The sequence below is a fragment of the Rhizobium halophilum genome, from assembly GCF_021648825.1.
Classification (GTDB): domain Bacteria; phylum Pseudomonadota; class Alphaproteobacteria; order Rhizobiales; family Rhizobiaceae; genus Neorhizobium; species Neorhizobium halophilum.
This window is the reverse complement of the sequence record NZ_JAKJHS010000003.1, coordinates 342838-364386: the sequence shown is the minus strand read 5'-3', so window position 1 is coordinate 364386 and position 21549 is coordinate 342838. Positions and strand designations below refer to the sequence as shown.

Below are 21549 nucleotides of genomic sequence, written 5' to 3'. Positions count from 1 at the left end.
GCTGGAGCGCTTTATGAGCACGGAAAAAGACTACATTGTCGCCGACATCGGGCTTGCCGCCTATGGTCGCAAGGAACTCGACATCGCCGAAACCGAGATGCCCGGCCTGATGGCTTGCCGCGAGGAGTTCGGCCAGACGCAGCCGCTGAAAGGCGCGCGTATCTCCGGCTCACTGCACATGACGATCCAGACGGGCGTGCTGATCGAGACGCTGAAGGCTCTTGGTGCTGACGTTCGCTGGGCGTCCTGCAATATCTTCTCCACCCAGGACCACGCCGCTGCCGCCATCGCTGACGCCGGCATTCCGGTATTCGCGGTGAAGGGCGAGTCGCTGACGGAATACTGGGAGTACACGGACAAGATCTTTCAGTGGGCCGACGGCGGCGTCTCCAACATGATTCTCGATGATGGCGGCGACGCCACGATGTATATCCTGCTCGGCGCCCGCGCCGAGGCCCGTGAGGATGTGCTTTCGAACCCGGGTTCCGAAGAAGAAGAGATCCTGTTCGCGCAGATCAAGAAGCGCCTGGAGGCCTCGCCCGGCTGGTTTACGAAGCAGCGCGATGCGATCAAGGGCGTGACCGAGGAAACCACCACCGGCGTTCACCGCCTCTACGAACTCAGCAAGAAGGGTCTGCTGCCCTTCCCGGCCATCAACGTCAACGACTCCGTCACCAAATCGAAGTTCGACAACAAGTATGGCTGCAAGGAATCGCTCGTTGACGGGATCCGCCGTGGTACCGACGTGATGATGGCCGGCAAGGTTGCCGTCGTCTGCGGCTATGGAGACGTGGGCAAGGGCTCGGCCGCTTCGCTTCGCGGTGCCGGCGCGCGCGTCAAAGTCACCGAAGTCGACCCCATCTGCGCCCTGCAGGCCGCCATGGACGGTTTTGAGGTTGTCGTGCTGGAAGATGTGGTGGATAGCGCCGACATCTTCATCACCACCACCGGCAACAAGGACGTCATCCGCATCGAGCATATGCGCGAGATGAAGGACATGGCGATCGTCGGTAACATCGGCCACTTCGATAACGAGATTCAGGTTGCCTCTCTGCGAAACCTGAAGTGGACCAACATCAAGCCGCAGGTGGACATGATCGAGTTCCCGAAGGGCAACCGCATAATCCTGCTTTCGGAAGGCCGCTTGCTGAACCTCGGCAATGCCACGGGCCACCCGTCCTTCGTGATGTCGGCTTCCTTCACCAACCAAGTGCTTGCCCAGATCGAGCTGTTCACAAAACAGGGCGACTACAAGAATGACGTCTACATCCTGCCCAAGCACCTCGACGAGAAGGTGGCCCGCCTCCATCTCGGAAAGCTCGGCGTGAAGCTCACTGAACTTTCGACGGAGCAGGCATCCTATATCGGCGTGTCGCCGCAGGGTCCGTTCAAGGCCGAGCATTACCGCTACTAGATCTAGTCATTATATCCCCAAGATATTGTAGGCTGCAGCCTTGACTTGGCTGCGGCCTCTTTTTTTGCCGCAGCCTTCCCGACAAATCCCGAAGAAAGTAATGTATCGAATGTCGATTCGCTCCTGCTTCGGGCAAGGGCGATGTGGGATGTCTTGTCGATGATGCGGCAAAGGACGGAGACAGACCGGAGATGTCGGTGAACAAACATAACCTCCCTCAGGAGGCGAGCTCCTGTTGCCCGGCGGCCGGCAGTGTTGGGTTCGCGCCCTTGAGCACGCCTCTCCGTTGGGCGCACAGGTTGCGTTCAAAGATGTCCCTCCGTGCGCTCCTTGCCGGCACTGCGCTTTTTGGCTGTACCACAGGTTCCCTTGCGCAACAGGCCAAGCCCGCGCTCCGGCTTTTTACCTCTACCGAAGTGGTGATCTCCTCTCTGGTTGTCGGCGCGCTGGGGGCTGCGTTGTTGTCGGTGCTTTGGCTCGTGCGGCAGCGTGGCAACATGGAGGCTGAGACCCAAGAAATGCGCAATGCGCTTTCGGATGCGCAACAACAGATCTCCACATACGAAGCGTTAATCGCGGATAAGAACCGTCGTATCGTCATCTGGGACGGTGTCACGTCAAAGGCGGAGTTCCTCGGTCGACTGCCGGTGGAGACAGGTGCACCTCAAGAGGACCGCGAGTTTCTCGCATTTGGTCGGTGGATGCGGCAAGCATCGGCAGGTGAGCTGGAGCGGGCCATAGAAGCCTTGCGCGATCGCGCCACGAGTTTCGACATGGTGGTCGAGACGCACCGGGATGAGATCCTTGAGGTGCAGGGCCGTGTTTCCGGCGGCAAGGCCTTCGTCCGCTTCATCGCGTTGGACAATCTGAGGGCAGAACTGGCAGAGCTGAAGATCGAACGCGAGCGTCTCCAGGGCTCAATCACGCTGTTCCATTCGCTCCTTGATGCGATCGAGCAGCCTGTCTGGAGACGCGATAGCCGCGGGCGTCTCACGTGGGTCAATCACGCCTACAGCGAAGCTGTGGATGCGGCCGCACCCACTCAGGCTGTCGAAGAAGAGCGGGAATTCCTGGGCACGATCGCGAGAGAGAAAATTCGGGCAAGCGTTACTCCCGCTTCCCCCTTTCATGAGCGGGTATCGACGGTCGTCCACGGCAACCGAACGATCTATGACATCGTCGACGTAGTCGCGGCGAACGGTTCTGCAGGCATGGCCGTTGACGTTTCGGAAGCGGAGGCGGTCCGAGAGGAATTGAAACGGACCCTGCGCAGCCATGCCGAAACGCTTGATCATCTCGCCACGCCGGTGGCGATCTTCGACCGCGACCGGCGACTGCAGTTCTACAACCATGCCTTCGTGAACCTCTGGGGACTCGGAATTTCCTTCTTGGATTCGCGGCCGGACAACAACGAGTTACTCGATCGTCTGCGCGGCGAAAACAAGCTTCCGGAGCAGCTCAATTGGCGCAGTTGGAAGGAGACCGCGCTCTCCATCTATCAATCGCTGGATACGAAGACAGACCTCTGGCATTTGCCGAACGGGCAGACCCTGCGCGTGATTGCCACCTCGCATCCCCAAGGCGGTGCAACCTGGGTGTTCGAGAATCTGACCGAGCAGGTTGATCTCGAGACCCGCTACAACACGCTCCTCATGGTGCAGGGGGAGACGATTGACCACCTGTCGGAAGGAGTCGCCGTCTTCGGACCCGATGGACGAATGCGTCTCTCCAATCCCGCCTTCCGAGCTCTTTGGGGAGTGACCGCCGAACAGGCAAAGGCGGGGGCTCACATTCGTACCATAGAAGAGGCGTGTTCGCCGTCCTACGACAAACCCGACGGTTGGCGCCGCTTCGGCCATATGATCACCAATTTTGACGACGAACGGCCCTCACTACAGGGAACGCTCGAACTTTATTCCGGACTGATTCTCGACTATGCTGTAACGCCGCTGCCGAACGCACAGACTATGCTGACGTTTGTCGACATGACAGCGAGTGCGCGTGCAGAACGGGCGCTGATGGAAAAGAACGAGGCCCTGCGGCGAGCTGACGAAATCAAGAACGATTTTGTCCAGCACGTCTCCTACGAGCTCCGTTCGCCGCTCACCAACATCATCGGATTCACCGACCTTCTGAAGACACCTGGCATCGGACCGCTGAACGAGCGGCAGGCAGAGTATATCGAGCATATCTCGACCTCTTCTTCACTGCTGCTAACGATCGTCAACGACATCCTCGACCTGGCGACCGTGGATGCGGGCATCATGCAGCTGAACTATGAGGAGATCAGCATCGACGATCTGCTCGACGACGTTGCCATGCAGATCTCCGACCGGCTGCACGACAACCAGATGACGCTAGAGATCACCGCACCCAAGGGTCTGGGCGACATCGTTGCGGACCCACAGCGGCTGAAACAGATCCTGCTAAAGCTCCTAACCAATGCCATCAACTTCGCACCCGACGGCAGCACGATCACGTTGGCCTGCCGCCGCGATGTCGCGAATGTGTTCTTCGCCGTTTCCGATAGCGGGCCCGGAATCCCGGAGGACATGCTGAGCACGGTATTCAACCGCTTCTCTTCCACACCGCGGGGCGGAAAACGGAGCGGGGCGGGCCTCGGCCTGTCGATCGTCGAAAGCTTCGTGCATTTGCACAAGGGCGAAGTCACAATCGACAGCCGAACCGGCGGAACGACCGTCACCTGCCGAATCCCGAGCGGCGCCAATATGCGTACGATCGCTGCGGCCGAATGAGCGAAGCGGCACCGATCGTCATCGATCTGCCGGATGAAGCGTCCACGCGTCAGTTTGGCGAGGATCTCGCGCTCGCTCTAAGGACGGGCGATTGCCTTGCTCTGTCAGGCGATCTCGGGGCGGGCAAGTCAACCCTGGCGAGGGCGCTGCTCCGTGCAGTTGCGGATGATGACGATCTTGAAGTCCCGTCCCCAACGTTCACTCTGGTACAGAGCTACGATCTGCGCGTCCCGGTGTCCCACTTCGACCTTTATCGTCTTGGGGATCCTTCCGAGATCGATGAACTCGGGCTCGATGAGGCACTGGCCTCAGGCATCTGTCTGTTGGAATGGCCGGAGATGGCCGAGGAGCTTCTGCCGGCGGATCGGCTGACGCTCAGGCTGGAGCACCAGCAGGATGGGCGGCGGTCGCGAATCACCGGCCCCGGCGCCGTCCTCAAGCGAATCCGGCGCTCACTGGCGATCCGCCATAAGCTGGATGACTGGGGGTATGTCGGCGTGCGACGCCGCTATCTGACCGGCGATGCCTCAATCCGCGCTTATGAGACGGTGAAGACGCAGGAGGAAAACGAGCTCATCCTGATGGATTGGCCGCGCCAACCCGAGGGGCCGGCCGTGCTGGACGGAAAGCCTTATCCGAAGGTGGCGCATCTTGCGGAAGACGCCTATCCCTTCGTGGCGATCTCTCGCTACCTGAGGGAGATCAATCTGGCCGCACCGGATGTCCTACAGGTCGATTACGAGGAAGGCATCCTCCTGCTCGAGAACCTCGGCAGCGAAGGCGTGCTGGACGAGGAGGGACACCCAATCGGCGAGCGCTATCGGGAAGCGGTCGTCTGCCTCGGATACCTGCACAGCCACCCAATTCGACAGGATCTCCCGCTGGATGACGGGCATGTCCACCACATCCCCGACTTCGACCCGACCGCGATGAAGATGGAGGCGCAGCTGCTGCTCGACTGGCATCTGCCGTGGAAGCGGGGAAGCGAGCCGGGCGAGGAGGAGCGGCAGTCCTATCTCCATATATGGGACGGGCTGATTGCCGAGCTCGCAGATGCTGAAAGAAGCCTCCTCCTGCGCGACCTTCATTCTCCTAATATCATTTGGCGCCCTCACGAATCTGGCATACGTCGGATTGGTCTCATCGACTTCCAGGACGCAATGATCGGCCCGACTGCCTATGACCTCGCCTCTCTCGTCCAGGATGCGCGTGTGGACATTCCCCCCCGCCTCGCCGGGCAGATGATGGCGGACTACGTCACCCTCCGTCGCGCCCTGGGCCCGTTCGATGAAGCTCGCTTCCTCAAGGCCTTTGCCATCATGTCGGCGCAGCGCAACTGCAAGCTTGCCGGTCTCTGGGTGCGGCTGATGCGGCGCGACGGCAAGCCCGGCTACATGAAGCACATGCCACGCACGCTTTCCTATCTGGCGCAGGCACTTCGGCACGAGGCGCTGGCGCCGCTTCGAACCTGGTGCCTGGAGGCGGGAATAGAACTACCCGAATCAGCGCCTCTGCTTTAGAAAGCAGGGCATGAAGATCACTCAGGCCATGGTCCTGGCAGCGGGTCTCGGCACCCGACTGCGACCGGTCACCGACAGCATCCCGAAGCCCCTGGTGCGCGTCGCCGGCAAGCCGATGATCGACTATGCTCTCGACGCCCTGGCCGATGCCGGCGTGGAGAAGGCGGGCGTCAACGTCCATCATTTCGCCGAGCAGATGGAGGCGCATCTCTCAAGGTACCGTCGTCTCGATGTGGTGATTTCCGACGAGCGGGACCGGTTGATGAATTCCGGCGGCGGTCTCGCCAAGGGCATCAAATTGCTCGACCGAGGTCCTCTCTTCGTGATGAATGCCGACCTCTTCTGGGTGGGCGAGAAACGCGGCGAATTGACCAACCTGCAGCGGCTTGCAGAGTTCTTTGACCCGGCGAGCATGGACATGGCGCTGCTGTGCGTGCCGCTGGAGCAAACGACCGGCCACAACGGCAAGAAGGACTTCCAGCTGGACGACAGCGGCCGGCTATCGCGCTACAGCGACGGAGAGCAGCCGCTCGTCTATGCCGGTGCTATCGCCATGCACTCCTCCCTGCTCGACGATGCGCCGGACGATGCCTTCAATCTCAATCTCTATTTCGACAGGGCGATCGAGCGCGGACGGCTTTTCGGGCTGGTCCTCCAGGGGCACTGGCTGACAGTGGGCACGCCGGAAGCGCTGGTCGAGGCCGAAGAGGTGCTGTCACGCCTCCAAGCCGAGGCATGACGATGGACGCCCGCCGGCAGAAGCGGATCTTCACCATCCCGCCGGGGACGCCATTTCTCGGAACGGTCGCCGCAGCACTCTGTGACGGGCGCCTGAACGACGGCTTCCGGCACCATCCGGACGACCCGCTCTCGCTCGCCAACGTCACGATCTATGTGCCGACGCGACGCTCTGCCCGCGTGCTCCGGTCCGAGTTCGTCTACCTGCTCGGCGGGCGCTCGGCCATCCTGCCGGTGATCCGGCCGCTGGGTGAAGCCGATGACGACAGCGGCTATTTCGACCTGACGACGCCGGAGGAGATGGATCTCACCATGCCGATCGGCGGCGTGGCGCGGCTGCTGGAGCTCGGCCAGTTGATCCTTGCCTGGCGCAACCGCCTGCCGCAGGTCGTGGTCGACATCCACTCCGACTCGCCGCTGATCGCCCCTGCTAGCCCGGCCGATGCGATCTGGCTTGCCCGCTCGCTTGCCGAACTCATCGATTCAGTCGAGACGGAGGAGCGTGACTGGGCGGATCTGAAGAAGCTGCAGACAGCCGAGCATGCGCTCTGGTGGCAGCTGACAGCAGAATTTCTGTCCATCGCCAGCGCCTTCTGGCCGGTACGCCTTGAAGAGCTTCGCCGGTCATCACCTGCGCGGCATCAGGCGGCGCTCTTGCGCGGCGAAGCACGGCGGATCCTGGAGCGCCCGCACAAGGGGCCCGTGATCGTCGCCGGCTCCACCGGCTCGGTCCCCGCCGCTGCCGACCTCATCGCGGCCATTTCCGATCTTCCGGAAGGCGCGGTGGTCCTGCCAGGCCTAGACCGCGACATGCCGGACGACCAGTGGGCGATGATCAGCCACGAGGCGCCGGACGGCCGCATTGAGCCGTCGAGCCGCAGCCATCCGCAGTTCGGCCTGTCACGCTTGTTGCGGAAGCTCGAGATCGCTCGCGAGGAAGTCGAGGTTCTGGATCCGCCCACCGCTGACCTCCTCTTGCGGAACCGGACGCTGTCGCAGGCGCTCGCACCCTCCGCGGCGACCGATCAGTGGAGCATCTGGCGGGACAATTCGGACAAGGAGGCTGTCGGAGCCGCGTTTGCGGACGTTGCCTTGATTGAGGCCGCGAACGAGCGCGAGGAGGCGGTGGCGATCGCCATCGCCCTCCGTCTGGCGCTGGAGACACCCGGACAAGACGGAAGGGACTCTCAGGCGGCCCTGATCACGCCGGACCGAGCTCTCGCACGCCGTGTGACGGCGGAGCTCGCCCGCTTCGACATCACTGCGGACGACACAGCCGGAACACCGCTTTCGGCGACACCGCAGGGCACGCTGATCCAGCTTCTCTTGGAAGCGACGCTGCGACCCGGCGATCCGGTGGCGGTCACGTCGCTGCTTAAGCACCCGCTGATGCGGCTCGGCATGGATCGCGAGGCTCTGCGCGGCGCTGCGGAAGCCCTTGAGCTTCTCGCCTTGCGTGGCGGTCGCGGGGATATGGAAATCTCCGCGCTGGAGCCTCTGCTGGAAGAGCAAAGGGAGGCGCAGCGCACGGACCGGCACCCGCCGCGATGGCGGCTTTCGCTGCCGGAGGAGGCATACGATCACGCGCTGGATCTCATCCAACGCCTCGCGCGTGCCGTCGAACCGCTTGCCGGTGCCTTCCTTGCCCGCCGGGCTGACGGGCGGGGCCTGACTGCGAGGCTCCCTTTGTCCGACTGGGCCACCCGCACGGGGCGCGCGCTTGAAGCGATCTGCGCCGACGAACGCGGCGACCTCTCCTCCCTCTGGTCCGGGGAAGCGGGCGAGCGCCTGTCCTCGCTCCTCGGCGAGGTGATCGAGACCGATGGGCAGATGGAGGCGGACGGGCCGCAATGGATCGACATCGTCCAGGCGCTTGCCACGGGCGAAGCGGTCAAGCCGCGCTCGCTCAGTCATCCGCGGGTCTTCATCTTCGGGACCCTCGAAGCACGGCTGCAGAACGTCGACACGATGATCCTCGGAGGCCTGAACGAGGGATCCTGGCCGGGACAGACGGTCAACAATCCGTTCCTGTCACGCACGATGAAGACGGATATGGGTCTTGAACCGCCGGAGCGGCGCATCGGACAGCTGGCGCATGACTTTGTCATGGCGAGCGGCACGCGGCGGCTCATCCTGTCGCGCTCGCTGCGGCAGGGATCGACGCCGACGGTAGCCTCTCGCTGGCTGCAGCGCCTGCTGGCGCTTGGTGGAGAGGATCTGGCGCAGCAGCTGAAGTCCCGCGGCGAGCAGTATCGCCACTGGGCAAGCGCAATCGATGCCGGCGAAAACCAGGCACCCGCCAGGCGCCCTGCCCCCAAGCCGCCGGCGGATCTGCAGCCAACGAAATATTCCTTCAGCGAGGTCGGGCGGCTGCGACGAGACCCCTATTCGATCTATGCCCGCCGTATCCTGAAGCTCGACCCGATTGCGCCGTTCAATACCGATCCAGGTGCGGCCGAGCGCGGCACGCTCTACCATGCCATCATCGACCGCTATACCCGGGAAGGCCATCTGCCGGGGACGCCGGCATCGCAGGAGGCAATGCACCGGATCATCGACGAACTCTTCGACGCCGAGCGCCTGCCGCCGCACATCGACCAGGTCTGGCGCCCGCGCTTCGTTGAGGTCGGCCGCGCCTTCCTGCGCTGGGAGGCCAATCGCGCAGCCGACATCAAGACAACCGTCACCGAAGCCGGCGCCGGCTGGGAGGTTCCCGAGGCAGGCATCCGGCTGACGGGGATCGCCGACAGGATCGACATCAAGGGCTCCGGGCTTTCCACGATCATCGATTACAAGACCGGATCGAGCCCGACGCCCTCGCAAGCCCGCTCGCTCCTTGACCCGCAGCTTGCTCTGGAGGCTGCGGCCCTGCGTGCCGGCGCCTTCAAATCCATCGGCGCCCAGGACGTGGACGAGCTTCTTTACGTCCGGCTGAAGCCGGGTGATCGTTTCAAGGCAGAGTGCGTCAACAACGAAGCGGCCAAGAACGGCAAGTCGGCGCTTGATCTCGCCGAAGAGGCTATTGGGCAGCTGACGAAGTTTGTCGCTGTTCTGCGCAGCGGCGAGACCGGCTTTGCCTCGCGCCTTGTGCCCTTCATGCAGGGCGATTATGGCGGCGACTACGACCACCTTGCCCGTGTCGCCGAATGGGCGACGGCGGATGCCGAGGAGGGCGACGCCGATGAATGAGATGCTGCCGCAGGGCGACGACCCGAACCACTGGCTCGACTGGACGACGATGCAGCAGTCGCTGGCGTCGGATCCAGCAAGCTCCGCCTGGGTTTCTGCCAATGCCGGCTCGGGCAAAACCCATGTGCTGACCCAGCGGGTGATCCGGCTGCTGCTGTCCGGCTGCCGTCCCTCCTCCATCCTCTGCCTCACCTATACCAAGGCGGCGGCCTCGGAAATGTCGAACCGCGTCTTCCAGCGCCTGGCCGAATGGGCGGTGCTGGGCGACGAGGATCTGGTGCGGAAGATTACCGCCATCGAAGGTGCTGAGCCGGATTCGCTGAAGCTTGCCGAAGCGCGGCGGCTTTTCGCCAAGGCGCTGGAAACGCCCGGGGGGCTGAAGATCCAGACGATCCACGCCTTTTGCGAAGCGCTGCTGCATCAGTTTCCGCTGGAGGCGAACGTCGCCGGGCATTTCTCCGTGCTCGACGATCGCGCCGCCTCCGCTTTGCTTGCCGAAGCGCGGCGTTCGCTGCTGACTGCTACGTCGGCGGAAGACGATCCGGCGCTGGCGGATGCCTTCGCCCATGTGCTGGATCTCGGCGACGAGTTCGGGCTGGAAAACCTGCTGAGCGACATCATCGCCCGCCGCACCGCTATTCGTCAATTTCTTGCCTATGCCGGCACACGCGGCGGCGTGGATCAGGTCTTGCGACAAGCTTGGGGGCTGCCGGACGATGCGACGGAAGCCACCATCGCGGCAAGCTACTGGCCGTTGCCGGGCCTTTCCGGTGGGACTCTCGCCTCTTACCTGCAGCTGGCGGACGAGAAGGGCGGCTCCAAGGTCTTGGATGTCGCCTATGCTCTGCGCCTCTGCCAGAAGGAGAGCGACCCCTTCGTCCTCGCCCAGACGCTGGACGGGATCTTTTTGACCAAGGACGGCAAGCCGAAGGCTGACAGTTCGCTGGTGGCGAAAAAGATGCTCGATGCGGGACCCGCGCTGGCGGAGGCGGTCGACCGCGCTCGCGCCCATGTCCTCGAATGCCGCGACCAGCTTCGAGTGATGCGCATGCTGAATGCGACGAGGGCGGCGCTGACGCTCGCCGAGCGGCTCAACGACGACTACGAGGACCTCAAGAAGCAGCGCAGCCTGCTCGACTTCGAGGACCTGATCGCCAAGACGGCAGACCTTCTGACCCGCGACGGCGTCGGCGCCTGGGTGCATTACAAGCTCGACCAGGGCATCGACCACATCCTCGTCGACGAGGCGCAGGACACGAGCCCGGTGCAGTGGACGGTGATCAAGTCGCTGGCGGAAGATTTCTACTCCGGCCGCAGCGCCCGCGACATCCGCCGGACGCTGTTTGCCGTAGGCGACGAGAAACAGTCCATCTACTCCTTCCAGGGCGCGAAGCCCGAACGCTTCGCTCAGGAGCGTATCCGGACGGAGCGGGATGTTCGCGCCAGCGACCAGCGCTTCAATTCCGTGCGCTTGCCGCTCTCCTTCCGCTCCACGGCCGATGTGCTGGCAGCGGTCGACCAGGTGTTTTCGCTGCAGGACAACGCGCGTGGCCTTACCTCCGGCGATGAACCGATCATCCACCGCTCTAACCGGATCGGCCATCCCGGTACCGTCGATCTCTGGGATGTCGTGGTGCCGGAGGTGGCGGACACTGGGGAGGACTGGACCGCGCCGTTCGATGCGACGCCGGACAAGGCGCCCTCGGCCATTCTCGCAGGTCGCATCGCGCATGCGATCGAGGACATGATCGGTCGGCAGACGATCATCGAGAAAGGCTTCGAGCGCGCCATCCAGGCCGGCGACGTGCTGGTCCTGGTGCGTAAGCGGGACGCCTTCGTCAATGCACTGACGCGGGCATTGAAACGGGGCGGCAACATTCCCGTAGCCGGTGCCGACCGGCTGAGGCTCACGAGCCATATCGCCGTGCAGGATCTTCTGGCGCTGGGGCGGTTCCTGGTGCTGCCGCAGGACGATCTCTCGCTTTCAGCCCTGCTCAAGAGCCCGCTCTTCAACCTCTCTGAAGAGGACGTCTTCGAAGTGGCGGCGCTGCGACCGGAGGGCAGGAGCGTCTGGCAGCAGCTCAATGTGCTGGCGGAGGAGCAGCCCCTGCGGTTTGCGCCGGTTGCCGACCGGCTGCGGCAGCTCCTGTCCATGTCGCGGCAGATGAGCCCCCACGATCTTTATGCCCGCGTCCTCGGTCAGCGTGGCGGACGGCGCAAGTTTCTCGGGCGGTTGGGGACCGAGGCGAGCGACATCCTCGACGAGTTCCTGACCTTTGCATTGGACCACGAGGGCAAGGGGCTGCCTGGACTTCAGTCCTTCGTTTCGACGCTCGAAATCGAATCTCCGGAGATCAAGCGCGAGCAGGACAGCGGCCGCAACGAGGTACGGATCATGACGGTCCACGCCTCAAAGGGTCTTGAAGCACCAATTGTCTTCCTCGTCGACAGCGGCTCAAAGGCTTTTATTTCCTCGCACGTGCCGAAGCTGCGTCTATTGCCGCAAGACGAGGTGGAGATCCCCGCCTGGGTGCCATCCAAGACGCTCTCCAATTCGCTGACGGCGCTCGACGATGCGCGGCTGAAGGATGCGACCGAAGAGGAGTATCGCCGGCTCCTCTATGTCGGCATGACCCGCGCTGCCGACCGGCTGATCGTCTGCGGCTACCGCGGTGTGAGAGAAAACCCTGACACCTGGAACAGCATGATCGCCAGCGCGCTCTGCAGCCACCCCGACCACTGCAGCGCCGCCCGATTTACCGGCCCCGACGGCGAATGGGGCGGCTTTCGCTGGCGGCTTCCGGCGGCAGTCAAGACGGCAAAACCGCAAGAAGCAGTCGAAGAACGGCGGGATCAGGCACCTCCCCTCCCCTCGGCGCTGTCCCGGCAACTGCCGCCGCAGGTCTCGCTCCCGCGTCCCTTGAGCCCCTCCGGCGCAGGCACGGTCATTGATGACGATGCAGACGATCTGGTGACCGGCTCTTCTTTGTTTGGCGATGCCGCGACGAGCAATCTTGCACTTCAGAAGGGCCGCCTCGTCCACCGCATGCTGCAGGTCCTGCCCGACTTTCCGGCGCAGGAGCGGGCCGTGGCGGCAAAGCGTTATGCGGAACGGGCGGCGCGTTTCTGGCCGCCGGCGGAGCGAGATTCGCTGGTGGCTTGTGTCATGGCGATACTCGGCCAACCGGAACTCCAGCCGGTGTTTTCCGGACATAGCAGTGCCGAAGTTTCCATCATGGGGACACTTGCCCTCGGCGAACAGGACTTTGCGATTTCGGGCCGCATCGACCGCATGGCAGTGGATGAGACAGAGGTGACCATCGTCGATTACAAGACCAATCGTACCGTTCCGGCCACTGAAGGTGAGGTCCCGCTTGCCTATCGGGCGCAGCTGGCGCTTTATCGCGAAATCCTGCGCCCGCTCTATCCGCGTCACGCCTTCCGTTGCCTGCTTGCCTATACGGAAACCGGTCATGTCATTGCTCTCTCGGGTGAGAGCCTCGACCGCTCGCTTGCGGAGCTCCGGTCAAAGTGAGATAGCGGTATTGAAATGAGGTTGGCGCAGCCTCACATTGTGCACAACGGAATTCATGCAAGGAGAGCCCCGATGGCTACCGTGAAAGTCGACAACAGCAACTTCAAAGCTGAAGTCCTGGAATCTTCCCAGCCCGTCGTCGTTGATTTCTGGGCCGAATGGTGCGGCCCGTGCAAGATGATCGGCCCGAGCCTTGAAGAAATCTCCAACGAGCTCGACGGCAAGGTGAAGGTGGTCAAGCTCAACATCGACGAGAACCCGGAACTCGCGGCTCAATTCGGCGTGCGCTCGATCCCGACGCTCGCCATGTTCAAGGGCGGCGAAGTGGCCGACATCAAGGTCGGCGCGGCCCCGAAGACAGCACTTTCCGCCTGGATCTCCAGCGCCGCCTGATCTCCGCTTCGCACAAACGATCGAGAAAAGCCCGGCCTTAAGTGCCGGGCTTTTTTCATGTCGGCGGGGTGCCGTTGTCCGCCAGAACATTGCCGACAAGATAAAGGGAGCCGCCGATCAGGATCCTTGGCGGTACTGCATCGGGCATCTGACGGCTCCCGATCTCGGCTAGCGCCTCCTCCACCGAACCTGCGGGCTCGGCGATGAGCCCGGCGTCGAAGGCCGAGTGCGCCAGCGCGACAGGATCGAGGCCGACATCGCTGCCGCGGATCGGGACGGTGAAGACGTGCTCAGCAATATCGGTGAAGGCCCGGAAGTAGCCGACAGGGTCCTTCGTGTTGATCATGCCGGTGATCAGATAGAGCGGGCGGGCATGGCGCTCCTCGAAGGCAGCCATGGCTTCGGCGATCACTTCGCCAGCACCCGGATTGTGGCCACCGTCGACCCAGATCTCGGCGCCTGCCGGTGCAGCTTGAAACAGAAGCCCTTCAGAGAGCCGCTGCAGACGGCCAGGCCATTCCACCGTCGCCATGGCCCTCTCGATCATGGCATCCGTGAGAGTGAAGCCTGCCGCTTTCACAGCCCGGATTGCAGCCGAAGCATTGGCGATCTGGTGCCGCCCCGGAAGCCGCGGCAGAGGCAGGTCCGCAAGACCGAACTCGTCCTGATAGATCAGCCGACCGAATTCCTCGTGGCCGGAATAGTCCTGGCCGTAGACGGACGAGGGACAGGAGAGACGTTCCGCCGTCTCCGCCAGGACTTCGAGCGCTGCTTCATACTCCTGCCGCCCGATGACAACCGGCAGGCCTCGCTTCATGATGCCCGCCTTCTCCGCTGCTATGAGTTCGACCCGGTCGCCGAGATAAGGCTGGTGGTCGAGCGAGATCGGCATGATGACGGAGACGGCAGGCGTGTCGATGACATTGGTGGCGTCGAAGCGTCCGCCGAGCCCCACCTCCAGCACGACCGCATCGGCCGGCTGCTCGGAGAAGAGGACGAAGGTGACGGCTGTCAGGATCTCAAAGACCGTGATTGTCTGTCCTGCATTGGCAGCAGCCACGCGGCGGAGTGCGTCGGCGAAGAGTTCATCTTCCACGATCTTCGACCGCCCGCCTTTGACCCCGATGCGGTAGCGCTCGTGCCAGTTGACCAAATGCGGCGAGGTGTGGACATGGACGGCAAGGTCCGCTGCTTCCAGCAGGGCGCGGCAGAAGGCGGTCGCCGAGCCCTTGCCGTTGGTTCCGGCGATGTGAATGACCGGCGGCAGCTTCTGGTGCGGATTACCCAGCACTTCCAATAGCCGCCGAATCCGGTCCAGCGACAGATCAAAGCCCTTCGGATGAAGGGCCATCAGCATTTCGATCTCTTGTTCGGCCGCGCTGACGGCGGGCATGTTGGTTGCGCTCATCCCGCCGGTCCAGCGTCTCTGAAGGCTCAGGCCGTTGCTGCCGCAGGGGCGAGCGCCAGAACTTCGGCCGAGTCGTCGTTGGCGGCCGGCGCCTTCATCAGGATGTTCAGAAGCGTCGCCAGCGTGTCGGCCAGGTCGTGGCGCTTGACCACCATGTCGACCATGCCGTGTTCGAGAAGATATTCGGCGGTCTGGAAGCCCTGGGGAAGCTTTTCGCGCAGCGTCTGTTCGATAACACGCTTTCCCGCAAAGCCGATTTCGGCGCCGGGTTCGGCAATATGCACGTCACCCAGCATGGCGTAAGAGGCCGTGACGCCGCCGGTCGTCGGGTTGGTCAGCACGACGATGTAAGGAAGGCCGGCCTCCTTCAGCATGTCAACCGCGACCGTGGTGCGCGGCAGCTGCATCAGCGACAGGATGCCTTCCTGCATGCGAGCGCCGCCCGAGGCCGGGAAGATCACCAGCGGGCACTTTTCCGCAAGGGCCCGCTCGCAGGCCTTAACAATGGCCTCTCCGGCCGCCATGCCGAGCGAGCCGCCGATGAAGTTGAACTCGTGGACGACCGCGACGAGCTTGACGCCGCGAACCTTGCCGAGACCGGCGAGGATGGTGTCCTCCTGATCGGTCTTCAGGCGGCTGTCCTTCAGGCGATCGATGTACTTCTTGGAATCGCGGAACTTCAACGGATCCTGGGCAACCTTGGGCTGCGGTAGCGACTCGAAGACGCCGCCATCGAAGAGGTCCGCAAGGCGGGCCTTGGCCGGCATCTTCATGTGATAGCCGGAGGTGGGAATGACCCACTTGTTTTCTTCCAGGTCCTTGTGGAAGACCATCTCGCCCGTTTCGGGGCACTTGATCCAGAGGTTCTCCGGGACCTCACGGCGGCCGAGCATGGAATTGATCCGCGGCCGAACGTAGTTGGTGATCCAGTTCACGTGGCGTACTCCTGATAAACTTCGCCCAATGTGGGGTAACTATTCGGCGGCAACAAGGCGGGCGGAGCGCACGCCGGTTGCAAGGCCCCGCACGAAGGTGGCAACCGACTGGACTGTATCGGCGGTTGCGCGGCCTTCCTTGTCCAGCGATGTGGCGACTTGGTTGACAATGGCCGTGCCTACGACGACGCCATCGGCAGAGGCACCGATCAGACGTGCGTGCTCGGCAGTCTTGACGCCGAAGCCGACGCAGACAGGCAGGTCGGTTGACTTCTTGATGCGCTCGACCGCACCGGCAATCTTCGAGGGGTCCGGAAGCGCCGAACCGGTGATGCCGGTCATCGATACGTAGTAGACGAAGCCCGAGGTGTTCGTCAGCACCTTGGGCAGACGCTTCTCGTCCGTCGTCGGCGTCGTTAGCCGGATGAAATTGATGTCCTTCCGGCGCGCCGGGATGCAGAGCTCGTCGTCCATCTCAGCCGGCAGGTCAACGACGATCAGCCCGTCGATGCCCGCTTCCAGCGCATCATCAAGGAAGCGATCTACACCGTAGATGTAGATCGGGTTGTAGTAGCCCATGATGACGATGGGCGTCGTATCGTCCGACTTGCGGAAGTCGCGCGCCATGTCGAGCGTCTTCTTCAACGAATGGCCGTTCTTCAGCGCCCGCTGACCGGCGAGCTGGATTGCCGGGCCGTCAGCCATGGGGTCGGAAAAAGGCGCGCCGAGTTCGATGACATCGGCGCCCGCTTCCGGCAGCGCCTTCATGATCGCCAGCGACGTGTCGTAGTCCGGGTCACCGCCCATGAAGTAGGTCACCAGGGCCGGGCGGCCTTCCGCCTTCAGCGCCGCGAATTTGTTGTCCATGCGTGCGGTCATGTCAGAGGCCCATTCCGAGAATCTTGCCGACGGTGAAGATATCCTTGTCGCCGCGGCCACAGAGGTTCATCACGATGATCTGGTCCTTGTCCATCTTCGGCGCGCGCTTGATGACTTCGGCGAGGGCGTGGCTCGGCTCGAGCGCCGGGATGATGCCTTCCGTGCGGGTCAGCATCTGGAAGGCGGCGAGCGCCTCATCGTCCATGATCGGCACGTATTCGACGCGACCGATATCCTTCAGCCACGAATGCTCCGGGCCGATGCCTGGGTAATCGAGACCCGCTGAGATCGAATGGCCTTCCTTGATCTGACCGTCCCCGTCCTGCAGCAGATAGGTGCGGTTGCCATGCAGAACGCCCGGCGAGCCGGCGGTCAGCGAGGCACAGTGTTCTTCGCCATCGAGGCCCTTGCCGCCCGCTTCGACGCCGACGATCCGAACCGACTCGTCATCGAGGAAGGGGTGGAAGAGGCCGATGGCGTTAGATCCACCGCCGACGGCGGCGACCAGCATGTCCGGCAGGCGACCCTCGGCCGCCATCATCTGCTCGCGGGTTTCCTTGCCGATCACCGATTGGAACTCGCGGACCAGCTCCGGATAAGGATGCGGGCCGGCAGCCGTGCCGATCAGGTAATAGGTGTCGTCGACATTGGTGACCCAGTCACGCAACGCCTCGTTCATGGCATCCTTCAGGGTGCCGTGACCGGAGATGACCGGGCGGACCTCGGCGCCGAGAAGCTTCATGCGGAAGACATTGGGTGCCTGACGCTCGACGTCGGTCGCGCCCATATAGACGACGCAGGGAAGGCCGAAGCGGGCGGCGACGGTGGCCGACGCCACGCCATGCTGGCCAGCACCGGTTTCGGCGATGATGCGCGACTTGCCCATGCGCTTGGCAAGTAGGATCTGGCCAAGGCAGTTGTTGATCTTGTGCGAGCCGGTGTGGTTGAGCTCGTCGCGCTTGAAGTAGATCTTGGCGCCACCGAGTTCGGCCGTCAGGCGCTCGGCGAAATAAAGCGGGCTGGGGCGGCCGGTGTAATGGGTGTTGAGATGCTGGAGCTCCGCCTGAAATTCTGGATCCGTCTTCGCCTTTTCCCATTCCGCCTGGAGATCGAGGATCAGCGGCATCAGGGTTTCGGCGACGAACCGGCCCCCGAAGATGCCAAAGCGGCCATCCTCATCGGGTCCGGAGCGGAAGGAATTCGGTTTCGGCGTCTGGTTCACTCTTCACTCCTCAGGCGCAGACGGTGCCGGCCTCTGCAATGGCGTCAAAGAAGGCGTCGATCATGGCGGGATCCTTGATCCCCGGCGCGCTTTCCACTCCCGATGACACGTCTACACCACGAGCGCGGGTGGAGGCGAGCGCGAGACCGACATTGTCTTTGTTCAGGCCTCCGGAAAGCATGTAGTCAATATCGGCGTCAAGCGCGGCCATGATCTGCCAATCGAAGGAAACCCCGTTGCCGCCGGGCAGTTCCGAACCGGCCGGCGCCTTTGCGTCGAACAGGAAGCGATCAGCGACACCGATATAGGGGTCGACACGATCAAGGTCTGCAGCCTCACGAACCGAGAAGGCCTTCATGACCGGCAGGCCGTAGAGCGCCTTGACCTGGAGGATGTGCTCGGGCGTCTCATGGCCGTGCATCTGGATGATGTCCGGTTTCAGCAGATGGACGATGTCGTCCAGTTCCTCGTCGTCCGCATCGACCGTAACCGCGACGATCTTCAGCTTGCCTCGCACCGGATGTGCCAAGTCTGCCGCCACTTCCGGGGGCACATTGCGCGGGCTCTTGGGGAAGAAGATGAAGCCGATGTGGGTGGCACCGCGGGCGAGCGCTCGCTCCACTGCTTCCGGGGTCTTCAATCCGCAAATCTTGATGTCCGGTCTCATGCTCTGCGAGTTCGCACGAAATCATGGCGGAGTCGAGATAAAAGCGCCCTTTAGGCGTTCAGTCGAAGTCGACGGCGTGCAGTTGCGAACCGTGACGCTTCAGCCAGGCCTTGGCCTCATCGGTGCGCGGACAGAGCCGGCGGCAGAGGGACCAAAACTCTGGGCCGTGGTTCATCTGATCGAGATGCGCCACCTCATGGGCGGCGAGATAATCGAGGACGAAGGGCGGCGCCATCACAATACGCCAGGAGAAACTCAGGTTTCCCTCCCAGGAACAGGAACCCCAGCGACTGCGGGTATCCTTCATGGTTATTGACTTCACAGGTTTGCGCACACCCTTGGCATGAAGCCGAACTGCTACCTCGAGATTTTGGCGGGCCTCTTTCTTGAGGAAGGCGGCTATGCGGCGTCCGGCATGTTCAGGTAATCCGCTTACGCACAAAACCGCCCTGCCCTCCTTCATCAGCACTTCGGTGACGCCACGCAGGCTGCCGGTGTGTTCCACCACGTGTGGGACACCGCGAAACATGATCGAAGATCCGGGGCCAAGGGAAGTCGCCCCCTGCGGGAAGCGCGCAAGTTTCGTCAGCAGCCAGCCCTGGTGGCGATCCAGGAAGTCATCGACCTCCGATTTTCTGAGGCCGAGCGGAACCGTGAGGCTGAGCCCCTTGGCGCCCGGCTCGATGCGGAGTGTGATGCGGGTAGAGCGCGGGTGCTCGCGGATCGTCAACGGCAATGAGCGGTTGCCGACCTCAAGCGTACGCTTTTCCGGAGCCTGCGGCTTGCGGCGCGAACGGACCGGTTTCTTCAGAAGCGCGAACATCGGGTCTTCTCTAGCCGATTCGCCGGAAAGCAGAGACAGGAAAACCGGCGCCCACAAGCGCCGGTCTAAGATGTTTCACGTGAATCCTCAGAGGTCGACGACGCCGCCCTGACCTGCGGACCCATTCTTGCGTTCGCGCATGAAGCGATCAAACTCTTCCTGGTCCTTGGCACGGCGCAGTTCGCGCACGTAGCTGTCGAACTCTTCGCGCATTTCATCGAGCTTGCGGCGCTCTTCCTCGATCCGGTCAAGTTCCGCCTTGCGCCAGTCGTCAAAAGCGACGTTGCCGGTCGAGAAATGCGTGCTGTAACGCGACTTCGCCCTGCGGCATCCGGCAAACATACCGTCAGCCTTGCGGTTTGCATCGCGCTTGAAGCCCTGCAGCCTTTCTCCAAAAAGGATATAGGCAAGCATGGCAAGGCCGAGCGGCCAGAAGACCACGAAACCGAGCACCATCAGGGCGATGGTGGCCGGAGTCCAATCCGGACGAATCATTGCAGACTGGTTCATCGGTGACACCCTTCGTTATTCCGGGCAGCCAGATGCCAGCCCGTCATAAATCGATTTGGGATGACTGAAGTTTCGGTTCAAGAAGCGCGTCGGCGATTTCGGGGAAGCACCTGAATAGGTTTAGGGAAATCTAATCTTCAGGTGCCCTTGCCGCCCTTGATCACCCGCTTGACCGGCCCCCTGCCCTCGCCTGCCGAACCGCCATGCTTGGTGGCGAAGGCCAGTATCCGGGGAGCAATCTCCTTGCGGAAGCGAGAACCGTTGAAGACGCCGTAATGGCCGACATCGGGCTGCATGTAGTGCATGCGCTTGTCATCGGGGATGCTGGGCGAGATCGTGTGGGCGGCACGGGTCTGGCCGAGACCGGAAATATCGTCATTTTCGCCTTCGACAGTGAGAAGCGCGGTCTTGCGGATCTTCTTGGTGTCGACAGGGATGCCACGATGCATCATCTCACCCTTCGGCAGCGCGTGCTTGATGAAGACGGTGTCCACGGTCTGGAGATAGAATTCCTCCGTCAGATCCATCACCGCGAGGTATTCATCATAGAAGTCGCGGTGGCGCTCGGCCGAGTCGCCGTCATTCTTGACGAGGTGCTCGAAGAACTCCTTGTGCGCCGTGATGTGGCGGTCGAGGTTCATCGACATGAAGCCGGAGAGCTGTAGGAAGCCAGGATAAACGGGACGCATCACGCCAGGATGCGGCCATGGCACATTCATGATAACGTTGTCGCGAAACCAGTCCAGTGGCTTTTCCTGCGCCAGGTTGTTGACCGCCGTCGGATTTTCGCGCGTGTCGATCGGTCCGCCCATCAGCACCATGGAGGCAGGCGTCAGCGGATCTTCGGAAGCTTCCATTAGTGCGACGGCAGCGAGCACCGGCACTGAAGGCTGACACACACCCACCACATGGGTATTCGGGCCGATGTGGTGGATCATCTCGATCAGGTAATCGATATAGTCATCAAGGTCGAAGCGTCCTTCGGTCACGGGGACCATGCGGGCATCGATCCAGTCGGTGATGTAGATCTCCGCGTTCGGCAGGAGTGTCTCGACCGTTCCACGCAGCAACGTCGCATAGTGGCCGGACATTGGCGCGACCAGAAGCAACTTTTGGTCTGGCACCCGCCCCGCCGGGAGTTGCCGGCGGAAGTGGATCAGGTCGCAGAAGGGCTTCGACCAGACGACATCTTCGGTTACCTTCACGACCTGACCGTCGACGGTCGTGGTGGAAAGCCCGAACTCAGGCTTTGCGTACCGACGTGTCATCCTTTCGAAAAGTTCGAGACTCGCAGCTATGGTACGAGCCATTGGCGTATAGGACCACGGGTTGAGTGGGTTGGTATGAACGAGCTTCATCGCGTCCGACGCAGCTCGAAAGGGAGCAATCGCTGCGTGGTTCATCTCGTAAAGCTGATAGATCATGGAGGTGCCGCCTTTCTTCAGACCCGACGCAACTCCGGTCAAGGAGCCGGATTGTGAGGGTTCAGGAGCAAGGGGAGAGGCTACCATGTTTGGAATGCAGTGCAACATCAAGCGGGACCGATCCAGAAAGAGAGAT

Annotated in this window: 15 protein-coding genes; 7 read left to right on the top strand and 8 right to left on the bottom strand. The window is 62.5% G+C overall.

The window, feature by feature from the left end; all coding sequences use genetic code 11:
- Positions 1–13 precede the first annotated feature (13 nt).
- The 7 genes from ahcY to trxA all read left to right on the top strand — a co-directional run bounded on the left by ahcY (position 14) and on the right by trxA (position 13545).
- On the top strand, positions 14–1414 hold the full coding sequence (ahcY, locus tag LXM96_RS09330) for an adenosylhomocysteinase (protein WP_239998180.1): 1401 nt from the start codon (positions 14–16) through the stop codon (positions 1412–1414).
- Between the two features lie 311 nt (positions 1415–1725).
- Positions 1726–4170 (top strand): sensor histidine kinase, encoded by a 2445-nt coding sequence (locus tag LXM96_RS09325; protein WP_239998179.1) that lies wholly within the window; start codon positions 1726–1728, stop codon positions 4168–4170.
- On the top strand, positions 4167–5690 hold the full coding sequence (gene tsaE, locus LXM96_RS09320) for a tRNA (adenosine(37)-N6)-threonylcarbamoyltransferase complex ATPase subunit type 1 TsaE (RefSeq protein ID WP_239998178.1): 1524 nt from the start codon (positions 4167–4169) through the stop codon (positions 5688–5690). The genes LXM96_RS09325 and tsaE overlap by 4 nt, the downstream gene beginning before the upstream one ends.
- A 10-nt stretch (positions 5691–5700) precedes the next feature.
- Entirely contained in the window at positions 5701–6429 is a 729-nt protein-coding gene (locus tag LXM96_RS09315) for a nucleotidyltransferase family protein (protein ID WP_239998177.1), read from the top strand.
- A 2-nt stretch (positions 6430–6431) separates the two neighbouring features.
- Positions 6432–9617 carry a double-strand break repair protein AddB gene (addB, locus tag LXM96_RS09310; RefSeq protein ID WP_239998234.1) on the top strand — a complete coding sequence of 1062 codons (3186 nt, stop codon included), beginning with the start codon at positions 6432–6434 and terminating at the stop codon, positions 9615–9617.
- Positions 9610–13152: a double-strand break repair helicase AddA gene (gene addA, locus LXM96_RS09305; RefSeq protein WP_239998176.1), complete on the top strand. Its 3543-nt coding sequence runs from the start codon at positions 9610–9612 to the stop codon at positions 13150–13152. Before addB ends, addA begins: the two co-directional genes overlap by 8 nt.
- Positions 13153–13224: 72 nt before the next feature.
- Entirely contained in the window at positions 13225–13545 is a 321-nt protein-coding gene (gene trxA / locus LXM96_RS09300) for a thioredoxin (protein WP_239998175.1), read from the top strand.
- A 55-nt stretch (positions 13546–13600) separates the two neighbouring features.
- On the opposite strand, the gene LXM96_RS09295 is transcribed toward trxA, so the two are convergent.
- The 8 genes from LXM96_RS09295 to LXM96_RS09260 all read right to left on the bottom strand — a co-directional run bounded on the left by LXM96_RS09295 (position 13601) and on the right by LXM96_RS09260 (position 21413).
- Entirely contained in the window at positions 13601–14953 is a 1353-nt protein-coding gene (locus LXM96_RS09295) for a bifunctional folylpolyglutamate synthase/dihydrofolate synthase (protein ID WP_239998174.1), read from the bottom strand.
- A gap of 26 nt (positions 14954–14979) precedes the next feature.
- Positions 14980–15888, bottom strand: coding sequence for an acetyl-CoA carboxylase, carboxyltransferase subunit beta (gene accD, locus LXM96_RS09290; RefSeq protein WP_239998173.1), 909 nt, complete (start codon positions 15886–15888; stop codon positions 14980–14982).
- A 39-nt stretch (positions 15889–15927) separates the two neighbouring features.
- Positions 15928–16767 carry a tryptophan synthase subunit alpha gene (gene trpA, locus LXM96_RS09285; RefSeq protein ID WP_239998172.1) on the bottom strand — a complete coding sequence of 280 codons (840 nt, stop codon included), beginning with the start codon at positions 16765–16767 and terminating at the stop codon, positions 15928–15930.
- A gap of 1 nt (position 16768) precedes the next feature.
- On the bottom strand, positions 16769–17989 hold the full coding sequence (trpB, locus tag LXM96_RS09280) for a tryptophan synthase subunit beta (RefSeq protein WP_239998171.1): 1221 nt from the start codon (positions 17987–17989) through the stop codon (positions 16769–16771).
- A gap of 10 nt (positions 17990–17999) precedes the next feature.
- Positions 18000–18656: a phosphoribosylanthranilate isomerase gene (locus LXM96_RS09275; protein WP_239998170.1), complete on the bottom strand. Its 657-nt coding sequence runs from the start codon at positions 18654–18656 to the stop codon at positions 18000–18002.
- Between the two features lie 58 nt (positions 18657–18714).
- Positions 18715–19479 (bottom strand): M48 family metallopeptidase, encoded by a 765-nt coding sequence (locus tag LXM96_RS09270; RefSeq protein ID WP_239998169.1) that lies wholly within the window; start codon positions 19477–19479, stop codon positions 18715–18717.
- Between the two features lie 87 nt (positions 19480–19566).
- A complete protein-coding gene (locus LXM96_RS09265) occupies positions 19567–19989 on the bottom strand; it encodes a DUF2852 domain-containing protein (protein WP_239998168.1) in 423 nt (140 codons plus the stop codon).
- Positions 19990–20126: 137 nt separating this feature from the next.
- Positions 20127–21413 (bottom strand): polyhydroxyalkanoate depolymerase, encoded by a 1287-nt coding sequence (locus LXM96_RS09260; protein ID WP_239998167.1) that lies wholly within the window; start codon positions 21411–21413, stop codon positions 20127–20129.
- Positions 21414–21549 lie beyond the last annotated feature (136 nt).